The sequence below is a fragment of the Gilliamella sp. LMG 34362 genome (assembly GCF_984569125.1).
In genome coordinates this window covers 2,466,564-2,483,138 of sequence record NZ_OZ474902.1, presented here as the reverse complement: position 1 = coordinate 2,483,138, position 16,575 = coordinate 2,466,564, and the positions used below count along the sequence as shown (strand labels likewise).

At 32.8% G+C, this 16,575-nt stretch carries 13 protein-coding genes; 11 read left to right on the top strand and 2 right to left on the bottom strand.

What is annotated here, in order from left to right:
• Nucleotides 1-41 precede the first annotated feature (41 nt).
• The 6 genes from tig to AC5LWZ_RS11290 all read left to right on the top strand — a co-directional run bounded on the left by tig (nucleotide 42) and on the right by AC5LWZ_RS11290 (nucleotide 8,378).
• Nucleotides 42-1,343, top strand: coding sequence for a trigger factor (gene tig / locus AC5LWZ_RS11315; RefSeq protein WP_493463725.1), 1,302 nt, complete (start codon nucleotides 42-44; stop codon nucleotides 1,341-1,343).
• Between the two features lie 92 nt (nucleotides 1,344-1,435).
• Nucleotides 1,436-2,038 carry an ATP-dependent Clp endopeptidase proteolytic subunit ClpP gene (clpP, locus tag AC5LWZ_RS11310; RefSeq protein WP_294882269.1) on the top strand — a complete coding sequence of 201 codons (603 nt, stop codon included), beginning with the start codon at nucleotides 1,436-1,438 and terminating at the stop codon, nucleotides 2,036-2,038.
• 20 nt (nucleotides 2,039-2,058) lie between these two features.
• Nucleotides 2,059-3,324 carry an ATP-dependent protease ATP-binding subunit ClpX gene (gene clpX, locus AC5LWZ_RS11305; protein WP_198200941.1) on the top strand — a complete coding sequence of 422 codons (1,266 nt, stop codon included), beginning with the start codon at nucleotides 2,059-2,061 and terminating at the stop codon, nucleotides 3,322-3,324.
• Between the two features lie 172 nt (nucleotides 3,325-3,496).
• Nucleotides 3,497-5,908 carry an endopeptidase La gene (lon, locus tag AC5LWZ_RS11300; protein ID WP_493463724.1) on the top strand — a complete coding sequence of 804 codons (2,412 nt, stop codon included), beginning with the start codon at nucleotides 3,497-3,499 and terminating at the stop codon, nucleotides 5,906-5,908.
• A 149-nt stretch (nucleotides 5,909-6,057) separates the two neighbouring features.
• A complete protein-coding gene (locus AC5LWZ_RS11295) occupies nucleotides 6,058-7,923 on the top strand; it encodes a SurA N-terminal domain-containing protein (protein WP_493463723.1) in 1,866 nt (621 codons plus the stop codon).
• 152 nt (nucleotides 7,924-8,075) lie between these two features.
• Nucleotides 8,076-8,378: a ComEA family DNA-binding protein gene (locus AC5LWZ_RS11290; protein ID WP_110447133.1), complete on the top strand. Its 303-nt coding sequence runs from the start codon at nucleotides 8,076-8,078 to the stop codon at nucleotides 8,376-8,378.
• Between the two features lie 40 nt (nucleotides 8,379-8,418).
• Here AC5LWZ_RS11290 and priA read toward each other — a convergent pair whose 3' ends face one another.
• Nucleotides 8,419-10,587 (bottom strand): primosomal protein N', encoded by a 2,169-nt coding sequence (gene priA, locus AC5LWZ_RS11285; RefSeq protein WP_493463722.1) that lies wholly within the window; start codon nucleotides 10,585-10,587, stop codon nucleotides 8,419-8,421.
• Between the two features lie 192 nt (nucleotides 10,588-10,779).
• On the opposite strand from priA, the gene moaC reads away from it, so the two are divergent.
• The 5 genes from moaC (at nucleotide 10,780) to AC5LWZ_RS11260 (ending at nucleotide 14,706) form a co-directional block, all read left to right on the top strand.
• Nucleotides 10,780-11,271 (top strand): cyclic pyranopterin monophosphate synthase MoaC, encoded by a 492-nt coding sequence (gene moaC, locus AC5LWZ_RS11280; protein WP_493463721.1) that lies wholly within the window; start codon nucleotides 10,780-10,782, stop codon nucleotides 11,269-11,271.
• A gap of 4 nt (nucleotides 11,272-11,275) precedes the next feature.
• Nucleotides 11,276-11,521 (top strand): molybdopterin synthase sulfur carrier subunit, encoded by a 246-nt coding sequence (gene moaD / locus AC5LWZ_RS11275; protein ID WP_198220996.1) that lies wholly within the window; start codon nucleotides 11,276-11,278, stop codon nucleotides 11,519-11,521.
• 4 nt (nucleotides 11,522-11,525) lie between these two features.
• Nucleotides 11,526-11,969: a molybdopterin synthase catalytic subunit MoaE gene (moaE, locus tag AC5LWZ_RS11270; RefSeq protein ID WP_198220994.1), complete on the top strand. Its 444-nt coding sequence runs from the start codon at nucleotides 11,526-11,528 to the stop codon at nucleotides 11,967-11,969.
• A gap of 53 nt (nucleotides 11,970-12,022) precedes the next feature.
• Entirely contained in the window at nucleotides 12,023-12,721 is a 699-nt protein-coding gene (locus AC5LWZ_RS11265) for a Bax inhibitor-1/YccA family protein (protein WP_493463720.1), read from the top strand.
• 164 nt (nucleotides 12,722-12,885) lie between these two features.
• Nucleotides 12,886-14,706, top strand: coding sequence for a sulfatase-like hydrolase/transferase (locus AC5LWZ_RS11260; protein WP_493463719.1), 1,821 nt, complete (start codon nucleotides 12,886-12,888; stop codon nucleotides 14,704-14,706).
• Nucleotides 14,707-14,745: 39 nt separating this feature from the next.
• On the opposite strand, the gene sppA is transcribed toward AC5LWZ_RS11260, so the two are convergent.
• On the bottom strand, nucleotides 14,746-16,563 hold the full coding sequence (gene sppA / locus AC5LWZ_RS11255) for a signal peptide peptidase SppA (RefSeq protein ID WP_493463718.1): 1,818 nt from the start codon (nucleotides 16,561-16,563) through the stop codon (nucleotides 14,746-14,748).
• Between the last annotated feature and the right edge of the window lie 12 nt (nucleotides 16,564-16,575).

Here is a 16,575-nt window from a genome sequence, read left to right as displayed (position 1 = left end):
TGATTATGAGCGACTATATTTAATAATTTCGAGGTATAAAGATGCAAGTTTCGGTAGAAACAACACAAGGTTTAGGTCGTCGTTTATCAATTACTATTAAATCAGAAGATATCACTAAAGCGGTTAATAAAGAACTTTTAAATACTGCTAAGAAAGTTCGTATCGATGGTTTTCGTAAAGGCAAGGTTCCTTTAAAAATTGTTGAGCAACGCTATGGTGCTTCTATTTTACAAGATGCTTTAAGCGATTTAATGCAACGTAATTTTATCGATGCTATCATTCAAGAAAAATTAAACCCAGCTGGTGCACCAGTATATACTCCAACAGAATATAAAGATGGTGAAGATTATACTTTTACCGTTGAGTTTGAAGTTTATCCAGAAATCAAAATTAAAGATTTAGATAAAATCGAAGTTGAAAAACCAGTTGCCGAAGTTGTGGATGCAGATGTTGACACAATGATTGAAACTTTGCGTAAACAACAAGGTTCTTGGAAAGTTGTTGAACAAGAAGCTAAAGAACAAAACCGTGTTACTCTCGACTTTTTAGGTAAAGTTGACGGTAATGAATTTGAAGGTGGTAAAGCTGATGATTTTGCTCTTGTTTTAGGACAAGGTCGTATGATTCCTGGTTTTGAAGATGCAATTATTGGTCATAAAGCTGGTGATCAATTTGATATCAATGTAACTTTCCCAGAAGATTATCATGCTGAAAACTTAAAAGGTAAGCCTGCGGTATTTGCTGCTACACTTAAGAAAGTTGAAGAGCTTGAACTTCCAGAACTTACTGAAGATGTAGTTAAAAGATTTGGTATTGCTGATGGAACAGTTGAAAGTTTACGTGCAGAAGTACGCAAAAATATGTTACGTGAACTTAATGCTACAATTCGTAATAAAATTAAATCACAAGCTATTGATGGTTTAGTTAAAAATAACGATACTGAAGTTCCTGCCGCTTTAGTTGATCGTGAAGTTGATGTGTTACGTCAACAAGCGGTTACTCGTTTTGGTGGTAATGCTAAACAAGCAATGGATCTTCCTAAAGAGTTATTTGAAGCAGAAGCTAAACGTAGAGTATTAGTTGGATTGCTATTTAGTGAAATTATTGAAAGCAATAAATTACAAGCTGATGATACTAAAGTTCAATCATTGATTGATGAAATTGCAACAGCTTATGAAGATCCAAAAGAAGTAGTAGATTATTACCGTAAAGATAAGAAAGCAATGGATAATATTCGTTCTGTTGCGTTAGAAGATCAAGTAGTTGATTTATTATTATCTAGTGCTAAAGTAACAGAGAAAACCTATTCGTTTTCTGAATTAATGAATCAGCAAGTTGCATAAGCAATTTGTTATTTTATTTAATTAAAAAATTTTTTATAAAGCCCAAATAAGGATTAACTGTTTGGGCTATTTTGTTTAATTAGGAGATGAAAATGCCTTTAGAACCATGCATGAGTGTGATTCCAATGGTTGTTGAGCAAAGCTCTCGAGGAGAAAGGGCTTATGACATTTACTCACGACTATTAAAAGAAAGAATTATATTTTTGACTGGACAAGTCGAAGATAATATGGCGAATCTAATAATAGCTCAAATGCTTTTTCTTGAAGCAGAAAATCCTGAAAAAGATATTCATTTATATATTAACTCTCCTGGTGGAGTTGTAACTGCTGGTATGGCTATATATGACACGATGCAGTTTATTAAACCAGATGTTAGTACTATCTGTTTAGGACAAGCATGCTCAATGGGCTCTCTACTTTTGACAGCTGGAACGAAAGGTAAACGTTACTGTCTACCGAATGCTCGTGTTATGATTCATCAACCTTTGGGTGGTTTTCAAGGTCAAGCATCCGATATTCAAATTCATGCTCAAGAAATTTTGCAAGTTAAAAGTCGATTAAATAATATCTTGTCAATGCATACAGGGCAGGATATAAGTGTGATTGAAAAAGATACAGATCGAGATAATTTCATGTCAGCTGAAAGAGCGGTTGAATATGGATTAGTTGATGCCATATACAATAAGCGTTCTTAAATATTAAATAGGTGGTAAAAGTGGATAAAGAAAACTCAGAAAAATTACTCTATTGTACTTTTTGTGGAAAAAGTGAGCATGAAGTCCGTAAACTAATTGCTGGGCCATCATCTATTTATATTTGTAATGAATGTATTGGTTTGTGTAATGATATTTTAAAAGAAGAGAGTAAAAATTTTCTATCTCATGAAGAATTCATAAGTAAACCATTGCCAACTCCTCATGAAATACGTGATCATCTTAATGAATATGTCATTGGTCAAGAACGAGCAAAGAAAGTATTATCTGTGGCTGTTTATAATCATTATAAACGCTTGCGTAGTTATTCTATTCGTAGTGATGTAGAGTTAGGTAAAAGTAATATTTTATTAATCGGTCCAACTGGTAGTGGTAAAACACTATTAGCTGAAACATTAGCGCGCTTTTTAGATGTTCCTTTTGCTATGGCGGACGCAACAACTTTAACCGAAGCAGGTTATGTTGGCGAAGATGTTGAAAATATTATTCAAAAATTATTGCAAAGTTGTGATTATGATGTAGAAAAGGCCCAACGAGGAATTATCTATGTTGATGAAATAGATAAAATCTCAAGAAAATCAGATAATCCATCTATCACACGAGATGTATCAGGTGAAGGGGTACAACAAGCATTATTAAAAATAATTGAAGGTACAGTGGCATCGGTTCCTCCTAAAGGTGGGCGTAAGCATCCGCAACAAGAATTTTTACAAGTTGATACCTCGAAGATTCTTTTTATTTGTGGTGGTGCGTTTAGTGGCTTAGATAAAGTTATTGAAAATCGAGTTTCTACTAATACTGGTATTGGTTTTGGCGCAGATGTAAAAAGTAGCAAAAATAAAGCAACAGAGTCTGAATTACTAGCTCAGATTGAGGCAGAAGATTTGGTCAAATTCGGTTTAATTCCAGAATTTATTGGTAGACTACCTGTTATTGGCACTTTATCGGAACTAGATAAAGATGCTTTAATTAATATATTGACAGAGCCTAAAAATGCCTTAACTAAACAGTTTAATGCATTATTGGAATTAGATGGTGTAGAACTAGAATTCACGAAAGAGGCTTTAGAGGCAATTGCCATTAAAGCTATGAAACGTAAAACAGGTGCTAGAGGATTACGTTCAATTGTGGAAAATATATTGTTAGATACAATGTATGATTTACCATCAATGGATAATGTAAAAAAAGTACTTGTTGATAAAGAAACGGTTGATCAGTTGCAATCACCTAAATTAATTTATAGTGAAAATGCAGAATTGTCTGCTTAATAGGTAAACTAATAAATTTTTTAAGCAGATAAGTTACAGTTAATGTTCAGCAGCCTAAAATACGTAGGTGCTTTGATAGTGCTTACGTATTTAAAACGTCAAAGGAAAAGCTTGAATATCTTTAAATGGCCCCAATATAAGACAGATAAGTTTGTACTACCGAGAGAATAAAATGAAGACAAAACAAACTAAACAAATGATTATGCCTATTTTACCATTACGTGATGTTGTTGTATTTCCTCATATGGTGATTCCTCTCTTTGTTGGTCGAAATAAATCAATTCGTTGCTTAGAAAGTGCAATGGAAATGGATAAGCAAGTTTTCCTTGTTACGCAAAAGCATCCTTCCCAAGATGAACCAAATGTTGAAGATTTATATGAAGTAGGTACCGTAGCTAATGTCTTACAGTTACTTCAATTACCAGATGGTACAGTGAAAGTACTGGTTGAAGGGGTTACCCGAGCTAAAATTGTTGATATTGTTGAACGAAAAGAAGATGATTTTTTAATAGCCAATATCAAACCCTTAAAAGAGTCGAAGAAAACAGATAAGATCAATCAAGCAATGACAAGGGTACTACTGTCAAACTTTGATGATTATGCCAAACTTAATAAAAAAGTGACACAAGAAGTTGTTGATTCTATTCATCTTATAAAAGAACCATCACAACTTGCTGATTCCATTGCCGCAACCTTGTTTATAAAAGTTGAACAAAAACAAGATATTTTGGTTACGGCGGATTTAGAAAAACGTTTTGAATTACTTATTTCATTAATGGAAGCTGAAATCGATTTGTTACAAGTAGAAAAAAATATTCGTCAACGAGTCAAGCAACAAATGGAAAAGGCTCAAAAAGAGTATTATCTGAATGAGCAAATTAAAGCAATCCATAAAGAGTTAGGTGATATTGATAATAAACCTGATGAATTTGAAGAGTTAAACTTAAAAATTTCTAAGGCAAAAATGCCTCAAGAGGCCAAGGAAAAAACGCTATCCGAACTGAATAAACTTAAAATGATGCCTGCCATGTCAGCTGAAGCGACTGTTGTAAGAGGTTATATCGATTGGATGCTACAGTTGCCTTGGCATAAACGTAGTAAAGTAAAAAAAGATATCCAAGCAGCACAAAAGGTATTAGATAAAGATCATTATGGGCTTGAGCGTGTAAAAGATCGAATATTGGAATATTTAGCCGTACAAGGGCGTGTTAATAAAGTAAAAGGTCCAATTTTATGCTTAGTAGGTCCTCCGGGTGTCGGTAAAACGTCATTAGGCCAATCTATTGCGAAAGCAACTGGACGACAATATGTGCGTATGGCATTAGGCGGTGTTCGTGATGAAGCAGAAATTCGTGGTCATAGAAGAACTTATATCGGATCCATGCCGGGTAAATTAATCCAACGGATGGTTAAAGTTGGGGTTAAAAATCCCCTATTTTTGTTAGATGAAATTGACAAAATGGCTTCTGATATGCGAGGTGATCCAGCTTCTGCATTGCTTGAAGTACTTGATCCAGAACAAAATAATGCATTTAATGATCATTATTTAGAAGTAGACTATGATTTATCTGACGTAATGTTTGTGGCAACGGCTAATTCCATGAATATCCCAGCCCCATTACTTGATAGAATGGAAGTCATCCGACTGTCTGGTTATACGGAAGATGAAAAATTAAATATAGCTAAGCAACATTTAATATCTAAACAGATTGCTAACAGCGGTTTAAAAGCCAAAGAAATTGATATTGATGACTCCGCTATTATCGGTATCATTCGCTATTATACTCGTGAAGCTGGCGTGCGAAGTTTAGAAAGAGAAATAGCTAAAATCTGTCGTAAAGTGGTTAAACAATTAGCTTTAAATAGTAAATTACGTAAAGTGAATATTAATCAAGACAATCTAAAAGACTTTTTGGGTGTACAACGTTTTGATTATGGCAAATCAGAAAGTGAAAATCGAATTGGTCAAGTTACTGGTTTAGCATGGACGGAAGTCGGCGGCGATTTATTGACAATAGAATCGGTAAGTGTTGTTGGTAAGGGGAAATTAACTTATACCGGCTCTCTTGGTGATGTAATGCAAGAATCGATTCAAACTGCACTGACTGTTGTTCGTTCGCGAGCAGAAAAACTTGGTATCAATAACGATTTTTATGAAAAACGTGATATACATGTGCATGTTCCTGATGGAGCTACGCCTAAAGATGGTCCAAGTGCAGGTATTGCGATGTGTACCTCGTTGGTATCAACTTTAACCGGTAATCCAGTTCGTTCTGATGTCGCGATGACCGGTGAAATAACTTTACGAGGTGAAGTATTACCAATTGGTGGATTAAAAGAAAAGTTATTAGCCGCTCATAGAGGTGGTATTAAAACAGCATTGATTCCTATTGATAATGTTAAAGATCTTGAAGATATCCCAGATAATGTGAAATCTGAAATTGAGATTAAACCAGTAAAATGGATTGATGAAGTATTAACTATCGCCTTACAAAATAATCCATTTGGTATTGAGCCTATAACAGAAAAAGTGAAAAGCAAAAAAGCTAGCACAAAATCTAGTAAAAATACAAAAAAAGTATAAATTTATTAGCTATAATTTTTTTAGTTTTAGAATAAAAAGTCAACCGTGCGTTGACTTTTTTTATCGACTTTTAATTGAATAATAGCCTATTTTAGCAAATATGCTATACTTGCGAAATTCAAATTCAGGTGTATGGAGAATAGCCAGTTATGATGGAAACAATTAGAACAGCAGCAAACAGTGTTGTTGTTAAAATAATCTTTGCAATCATTATTTTATGTTTTATTTTTACCGGCGTTGGATTTTTTGGTTTTGGTGGTAGTGGTAATAGCGCCAATGATGAGCAGCTATACATTGCTAAAGTTGATGGTGAAGGTATCAGCCGAGCAGGATTTGAAGAGCAAGCAAAACAGGCGATAGCAAACGCTTCTGGCGATGCTTCTCTTATCAAAATGTTGCGTCGAAATATTTTATCTCAGCAAATAGATAATTATTTAGCTTATCAGTTTGCTCACAACATTAATACTGCTATCAGTAACGAGAATATAAAAAATTATATTAAACAACAAAGAGTTTTCTTTATAGACGGTAAATTTGATAATCAGAACTATTTAGATTTACTAGCTGAAAATGGTTTCACTCCTGATAGTTATGCCGAAATATTGAAAACATCATTACAACAACAACAAGTTATTGATGCTTTAGTTCAATCGAGTTTTGTTTTACCATCTGATTCTGAAATTGGATTATTAAAAAATCAAACGAGAAATGTTTATGCGACAGTAATTGATTCATCAATCGATGATAATAAAGATATAAATATTTCTGAAGCTGATGAACAAAAATATTATGATGAGCACAAAAATAATTTTCACAAAAAAGAACGTGTAAAAATTAAATATATTTATAATTCTAAAGACCTTTTAGCTAGTTCAGTTAAAGTCAATGAAGATGAAATTAAAGCAGAATATAATAAGAATATTCGTGACTATAGTTATCCTGCACAAAAAGCTTTTAGTGTCATTTTTGTAACAGATAAAGCACAAGCTTATAAAATTACTAAAGAAGCTACAGGAGCTAATTTTGAACAAATTGCACAAACGCTTAATGCAAATAATGATATTTCACCTTATGGTAAAAATGGTTCATTAGGCTGGTTTTCTGAAGATAATTCTTTACCTGAGTTATTTAAAAAAGCAAAATTAAAAAAAATTAACCAAATTTCAACACCAATACCTACAGATGATGGATTTGCGATAATAAAGTTAGATGGTGAGAAACCAGCTCAAAGTATGGATTTTAATTTAGTCAGAAATAGGATTGAAGCAAGTATAGCTAATCAAAAAATACAAAATGAATTTAATGCAATTGAAGATAAAATTAAAGTTGCATTAAGTGAATCACCGAAATCTCTTGAAGAATTAGCCGAGAAAACAGGACTTACTGTTAATACTACTGATTGGACAACTTATCAAGATCCTTTTTCAATCATGAACCATCCTGAAATAAGCGATTTAGTCTTTAGTGAAGAAATGATAGCTGATGGTCAGTTAACTCATAAAATATCTGACTTAATTCCAATTGAAAGAAAACATGGTAGTTATGATTTTGTTATTCAAGTTATTGATAATCGTCCTGAAGGGATAGCGCCATTTGATGAAGTTAAAGATAGCATTAAACAACAGTTAACTAAAGATATATCCGATAATCGTTTTAAATCTAATGTTGAAAATCTATTAACTGAATTAAATACTACTGGCAAATCAGATAAAATTCGATTAAGTCAAAGGTATGAGTTAAAAAGAGACTCAACCGATTTAGATAAACAAGTTGTCGATATGGTATTTAATTTAGAGCAACCGATTAAAGGTGTTAAATCTATGGTTTATGGAGCAAAACTATTAGAAAACAATACAGCTTATATTGTTGCATTAACTAAAGTAAATACTCCAACTGAGTATCAAGATATTTCATCAGAATTATTACCATTATTTGCTGCTGATACTTATTATTATCTTCGCGATGATATTCGTTCTAAATCAAAAATTGAAATAATGCCTGATGCTAATATGTGATTGAGATCGAAATAAATTTCTATTAGCTGTAATTAAAGCAAAGCCACTTAGGTGGCTTTTCGCATTTCTATTATAAGTAAAATTCATTTTATTAACTTAGTGAGATAGTTAACTTGCAAGTTTAGTTGCATAATTATTTTGGAGTTAATCAAATGAAAATTTTTACAATATTATGTTTTTTATTCTCAAGCATCTTTTTTCCAACTATCTGTTTTGCAGAATCGAAATCAGAAACTACTACAGCAGTAGAAAAACAAGTTGCTCAAGTTAATATCAACACGGCAACAGCTGAAGAATTAACTAAAGAGTTAGTTGGTATTGGTATGAGTAAAGCTCAGAAGATTATTGAATATCGAGAAAAATTTGGTCCTTTTATTTCTATAGAGCAGTTAAAAGAGGTTTCAGGTATTGGTCAAGCAACACTTGATAAAAATATAGGAAAAATTACATTATAAATTTAGTCTCTTCCAACAAATAACCTGTTGGAAGAGTTATTTAATTATCAATTGGATCAACATCAATATTCCATCTTACTTTTGATGCTTCGTTCCACTGAGTGATATTCATAAGAAGATTATCTAATATTTGCTGTAATAATTGTCGGTTGCTATGTTGCAAGAGTAATTGCCAACGATTATAGCCCGCTTTTTTCGGTTGGCTTGCAGGCATAGGGCCAAGTTGCCATAAATTTTGATCATAATTCGCTTTTAGCCAATCATGAATACGCTGTAAAAATTTTGGTGCTTGCTGGTTATTACGATCAGCGGCACGAATTAACACTTGATAGCTAAATGGAGGTAATAATGTTTGCTTGCGTTCTTGTAAGGTTTGTTTTGCAAATGCTTGATAACCTTGAGTTAGTAATATATTCAATAATGGATGTTCTGGATGATAGGTTTGTAGAATAACCTCACCAGCTTTTGTTTCCCGACCAGCTCGTCCTGACACCTGGGTATATATTTGTGCAAATCTTTCTGTGGCTCTAAAATCACTTGAAAATAGAGCTCCATCAACATCCACTATTCCAACTAATGTAACATCGGGAAAATGATGTCCTTTAGCCAGAATTTGCGTACCAACTAAAATATGAGCACCGCCTTCTTGGATATCATGTAAGTAAGTGTTTAATGCTTCTTTTTTGGTTATTGTATCGCGATCAATACGAGTGATTTTTACATTCGGAAATAATATATTGAGTTGTTTTTCTAGTTGTTCTGTTCCAAATCCAATAGGTAATAATTGCGTTGAACCACATTTAGGACATTGTTGGGGAATGTCTCTAGGTGTATCACAATAATGACAAATTAGTCTATTTTGTTTTTTATGAAAGGTATAAGGTCGATCACAGCGTGGGCACTCGGCAATCCAACCGCAATCATGACAAATGATTAATGGCGCAAATCCCCTACGATTAAGAAACAACATAACTTGATTATTATTATCTAAATGTTCTTTTATCTGGGCAATTAATGGCTGGGAAAGTCCAGAAGCCAGAACCATGCCACGAATATCTAAAATAGATTGTTTGGCTAATCTGGCATTGCCAGCCCGTTGTGTAAGCTTAATTTGCTGATACTTATGGCTTTGGGCATTATTAATGGTTTCAAGAGAAGGGGTCGCCGAACCTAAAACTATAGGTATATTTTCAATTTTTGCTCGGATAATTGCTAAATCTCTGGCATTGTAACGCCAGCCTTCTTGCTGTTTGTAGGAACTATCATGTTCTTCATCAATAATAATGATACCTAAATCTTGAAATGGAGTAAAAAGTGCCGATCGTGTACCTACGACGATAGCATTGTCACCAGCTTTACTTCTTAACCAAACTTCAAAACGTTCCTTATCAGTAAGGCCTGAATGTAAAATATCAATTGGGGCATTAAAACGTTGTTTAAAACGTTTGATAGTTTGTGGAGTTAAACCAATTTCAGGTACTAATACTAAAGCTTGTTTCCCTTGCGCTAAAACATTGGAAATGATATTTAGATAAACTTCCGTCTTACCAGAACCTGTTATACCATCGAGCAAAAATACACCAAATTGTTTGTTTTGTTTATTAATCGTTGTGATTGCATTTAATTGTTCGTGATTTAATTGGAACGGTGCTTTGTTGGTTGAATAATTTGTCTGCCAACAAATTTTATCAGGTTGACGATAAACAAGCTCAATAAGCTGTTTTTTCTGTAATTCTTGATAGATATTAGAATTAAATTCACTTTCATTCAAACAGTTGTTTCTGAGTGAAGATATTAATAATTTCTGTTTTGGTGTTCGTGATAGTAGGTTTAAATCAATTTGTTGCCCTTTTGGTGTTAATTGCCAATGTTTTATGCCATCTTTGATGGCTGGTCGACCTTGCCTTAATAGGATCGGCATAGCATGAAATATTACTTCACCAATTGGGAAGTGATAATAACTGGTTGCCCAATTTAATAATTGCCAGACTGGTTGAGGAAAGAGGTTTTTTGTATCAATAATTTCTATAATAGGTTTTAAATTTTCGATATCAAAAGTTGTTTGCTGATCAATCTTAACGATGATTCCAATTATTTCTCGTTTACCAAATGGCACTTTAACCCGCATACCAACTCCAGCTTGCGTAGTAAGTGTGTAATCAAACAATTGATAGAGAGGCACCGGTAAGGCTACATGGGCAATCAGCATTAACAATCACTATTACAGTTATAAAAATTGCTATTGTACGCAGATTTTATTTAACTCGCAAAAATTACGCAGATTAATTAATTATTTCAAAATTAAATATTCAAAACTTTATGTATACGCTAGTAGTATCGATAAACAAAATTTGTTATCTTGAGTGACAAATTAAAATATAATGTTTAAGGGTATTTAAAAATGTCAGCGTCATTTTCACATATTAATCAACGTGGTGATGCTCATATGGTTGATGTTTCAGAAAAACAGATAACCCATCGAGAGGCTAGGGCAGAATCAATAGTATTAATGAATGCAGAAACATTTAATATGATTATTGAAGGAAAACATCATAAAGGTGATGTGTTTGCGACAGCTCGAATTGCAGGAATTCAAGCTGCGAAACGGACTTGGGAGTTAATACCACTTTGTCATCCATTACTACTTAGTAAAATAGAGGTTAATATTGAACCTCTATTTGAAAATCATAGTGTAAGAATTGAATCAATCTGTAAGGTAACAGGTCAAACTGGTGTGGAAATGGAAGCATTAGTTGCTGCTTCTGTCGCTGCATTAACGATATATGATATGTGTAAGGCTAGTCAGAAAGATATGATTATCAATCAAGTTAGATTATTAAATAAAGTTGGTGGTAAATCTGGCGAATATAACTTAAACAAAATAGAACAATGAAAGTATGAATAAAATTTATTTTTTTGCACAAATTAGAGAGTTGTTAGGCGTGGAATCTTTGGAATTAATGGTAGATCAAATGTCTATAGCTCAACTTTTAGAGCAGCTTAGTTTACGTGGTGACAAATGGTCATTAGCTTTAAAAGAAAAAACTGTATTATGTGCGGTAAATCAAGCATTAGTTGATTATCATCATATTATTCGATGTGGTGATGAAATTGCATTTTTTCCACCAGTAACAGGTGGGTAATAATATGAATATTATTGAAATTAACCAATCAGATATTGACATAAATTCATTAATAATATGGCTCTATGAATTACCTCAAGATGGAGCTGTAGTCACTTTTATGGGGAAAGTGCGTAGTTTAGAAAATCAAGTGATTAGTTTAACATTGGAACATTATCCTCAAATGACGGAAAAAGTATTGAGCAACATTATTCATCAAGCCAGAGATAGATGGTCAATTAATCGAGTTGCATTAGTTCATCGTGTGGGCAAAATTAATGCTAATGAGAGTATTGTTTTTGTTGGTGTTAGTTCGGCACATCGCAGAGATGCTTTTGCCGCAACTGAATTTATTATGGATGTATTAAAAAATGAAGCACCGTTTTGGAAGAAAGAACAAACTACTAGTGGTGAAAATTGGGTAGAGGCTAAGCAGTCTGATGTAAATGCCTTGAAGAAATGGTATTAATCCCTATTTAATATATAATAAAGTTGTTATGTTATTTTTATGAGAGGAAAAAGATGTCAAGTTATACTCCTAATGGTTCAATTATAGAACGTGCTAATAGCCGTATACAAACATACATGAGTCAAGTGTATGGTTGGATGGCTGTTGGTTTACTTTTAACTGCTTTTGTTGCTTGGTTCGCATCAACTAGTTATGAGTTTCTCATTTTATTATCACGAGTAATGTGGGTACTTTTAATTGCTGAAATCGGATTGGTATTTGTTATTTCAGGAATGATTAATCGTTTGTCTGGTGCTGCAGCAACAACTTTATTTATGCTTTATTCAGTAATAAATGGTTGTACTTTTTCTATATATTTTATTTATTATACGTCATCTTCAATTGCCAGTGTCTTTTTTATTACTGCTGGAATGTTTAGTGCGTTAGCATTTTATGGCTATACGACTAAACGAGATTTATCTGGTTTTGGTAGCTTTTTATTCATGGGATTAATTGGTATTGTTATAGCCTCTCTAGTTAATCTATTTTTGCAAAGCGAACCTTTAATGTGGGCGGTAACCTATATTGGCGTATTCGTTTTTGCCGGATTAACTGCGTATGATACGCAAAAGCTTAAACAACTGGGAGTCAACTTATCGCAAGATGATCAAAATATGTTTAGGCGTTATGTAATATTAGGTGCATTAACACTCTATCTTGACTTTATCAATTTATTTATCATGTTACTACGCATATTTGCTGATCGAAGATAACCATTCAGATATTAAGAGGGCTCTATAATGAGCCCTTTTTGTTAAGTTTGTATCAATCTCTACGCGTTTATTGTTTTTTTGTTACAAATTTTGTGGAAAGCCCTAACTCAAAATAAAAAAAATATTATTATTAAAAATTTCAGCCTCTTACATAATGGATTTCTATGAAAAAACTTTATTTGTTCTTGTTAGTAAATATTTCAATTTCGTCAATAATAGCAATCCGATATTTTTGGGTACCTGGTTCTTCGTTTACTTGGGATGGAAGCCTTTTTGCATTTATTGCAGTTTTAGGTCATTTTTTTTCAGCTTATTTATTAATTTTTGTTTTATCTATTCCTATCCTTTGGATAAATAAAAAAATTACTAATATCTGCTTGGCACTTATATTCAGTTTATTGCAAATTGTTTTATATATAGATACTATTGTCTTTCAACAATATCGATTTCATATCAGCGAATCGGTATTATCAATGGTGTTTTCGGGTCAGGTTGTAGATTTTTCAGCTATGACTTATTTATTAATATCTTTATTAATATTCGTTTGTTTTGCAACGGAATATTTAGTCCTTTATCTACTTGATAAGAAATTTAATCATAAAACTATTCGACCTAACATATTAATTATACCGACAGTTTTTCTTGTTAGTTGCTTGGTTATCAGTCATTTGATACATATGATTGCTTTTTATTACGCCTATTCTCCGATTATGGTTGTCAAAGAATATATTCCTTTATATCGTCCATTTACCTCAAAAAAGATAATGGGATATTTTGATAAATCAGGGCAACGTAAAGTGCTTATTGAAATGGATAATCAGCATGCAAGTATCTATTACCCTAAAAAAGATCTTATGATTAATCCAGATAATCAAGCAACACCTAACATTATGTTTATTGTGTTAGATTCTTGGCGTTATGATTCTTTTAGTCCAGATATTTCCCCCAACACTTATCGTTTTGTTAAACAGAATGATAGCATAATTTTTAATAATCATTACTCAACTGGTAATGCTACTCGAACCGGTATTTTTGGTCTTTTTTATGGTATTCCCGGCACGTATTGGGATGCTTTTTTAAGAAACCGAATCCCATCGTTATTTATAACCACTTTGCAAAAAGAAAATTATAATATTGGTATATTTACTTCAGCCAAAGTTACCGCCCCTGAATTTGATCGTACGGCGTTTTTGACTATCAAAAATTTAAGAATTAGTAGTAGAGATGGTAAGGCATCTAGTCGAGATAAACAGTTAACGGAGGATTGGCTAAATTGGTATAAAACTAGAGATCAATCTAAACCGAGTTTTTCATTCTTATTTTTTGATGCTCCACATGCTTATGATTTTCCTAATAACTTTGACATAAAATTCCAACCTGTCGGTGAACTTAATTACATGACATTAAGTAACGATACTGATCCAGTCCCAATTTTTAATCGATATAAACAGAGTGTCTATTATGATGATTATTTGTTGCAAAAAGTCTATGATGAACTCAAACAGTCTGGTTCATTAGATAATACCTTGATTATTATAACCGGTGACCATTCACAAGAAATGAATGACAATAAACTAGGTTTTTGGGGGCATAATGGTAACTATACTGATGCACAAACTAAAGTTCCTTTTATTATTGTTGGGGCAAAAGATCTTCAACACATGAGCGATAACATAAATAAATTTACTAGTCATGAAGATGTAGTACCAACAATAATGCGGAATTATTTATATGTCGAAAATGATATTAGTGATTATTCGACAGGTTATGATTTGTTTAGCCCGATATTAAATCGAGATTGGTTATTAATGTCGAATTATAGTTCTTATGCTGTTCGAACTAAAGATAACATCTATTTTGTTAATCGTCTTGGTATTAGTCATTATTTCGATGCTTATAATAATGAAGCAAATGAAACTCCTAATTATAATCTCATCCATGCTGCAATGAATAATATGCGTTATTTTTTCCAAACAGAACAATAAGAATAAATAATAATCCACCTTAATGGTGGATTATTTGAATTATTTTATATCAGCACAGTTTATGCAGTAAATATAACGATTTTGTCCATCTTGGAACTTGTCCCAGAACGAAACTTGTTGCTTGATCTGTTTTATTTCTGGTAGTTGTTCGAACAATATTTCTGCTGTTGATTTTGGCATCATTGCAATCATATCTGAATATAAAGCATTGATCCAATTACCTTCTTGTTTTTGCCAATCTATTTGGTAATCTGAAATATTAGCTAATGTGGCTGCCATTTCAATTGCATCATCAAAATCACCTAATTTATCAACTAAACCGTTTTTACTTCCTTCTGAACCCAGCCACACTTGACCTTGGGCTATATTATCTACTTGTTCGGTAGTCATATTTCGTGCTTTTGCTACTAAAGAGATAAAAGTGTGATAACCATGATCAATATTCATTTGAATAAATTGGTTCATTTCATTGGATAAATTCTGAGTTATGCTTCTATTTGCTAACGGTGATGTTGATACTCCATCATTATAGACTCCGATGTGAGAAAGTGAATTTTCAATGGTTGGTACTATACCGAAGATGCCAATGGATCCGGTTATAGTATTTGGGCTGGCAACAATATAGTCTGATGCAGTTGATATCCAATAACCGCCAGATGCAGCCATTCCGCCCATGGAGACAACCACCGGAATTTGGTAACTACGTAAAGCCTCTAATTCATTGCGAATTGCTTCTGAAGCATCAACACTTCCACCAGGACTATTTACCCTAAGTATGACAGCTTGTATATTATTTTTATTTAAATTTTTACGAATGTTTCTTAATTGCGCAACAATATCTTGGCTTCCGGCGACGTTGCTGCTATTTTCTCCGTTGGTAATTGTTCCATTAACAAAAACAATGGCTATTTTTGGTTCTTCAGTTGCTGGTTTAGCATTTTCTTTCAGCTGGTAATCATAAATACTTACTCTATTTTTTATATTGATTTCAAGTTCGAACTCGTGATTAGTCGCTATTGCATCAATCAAACCATTTGCTAAAGCGTATTGTGCCATGTTGCCATTAGCTGCTTTTAATTCTGATAACATGTCTTCAGGTAATGGTATTAATTGTGTCGGCGCTTTTTTTCGTTCTTCTGAAATATCACCAAGGTAGTTATTCCACATTAGATTTAACCATCGAGAGGTGTTGCTTCTGGCTTCATCCGACATATTGTCTCGAATGAACGGTTCAATAGCAGATTTATAAGTACCGACACGGAAAACATGAGTATTTATCTTTAAATTATCTAATAATGTTTTGTAATATAAGTTATTGGCTGATAATCCAAATACACTTACAGCGCCTAATGGCGTTAAGTATATTTTATTAGCATAACTGGCTAAATAATATTGACTTTGATTAAAGTTTGAACCAATGGCATAAATAGGTTTATTAGCTGCTTTGAATTTCGTTAAATATTTTCCAATATATTGTAGAGAACTCATGTCAGCACCAACAAAATTATCTAATTTCAATACCATACTTTTAATATTAGGATCTGATGTGGCTTGAGATATCTTTTGCACTAAATCAAATAAGCTATTTTCACGAGATAGATTTACTCTTTTGCCATAAATCTTATCTTGTATTTCATAAATTTCATCACTATAAAGTGAGTTGTCAACGACAACACCCTCAAGATCCATAATTAAAGTGCCTGATTGAGGAATGACATCTTGCTTGTTTACTTCTTTTATTAATGCGATACCACTAAAAATCAATAGAATAATGATTAAGAAAACGAGATTAAGAAAAATTTCTCTGATTAAATTGATAATTTTCCAAATTGATTTGATAACAGATAGTGCAGACATAATAAAATAGCC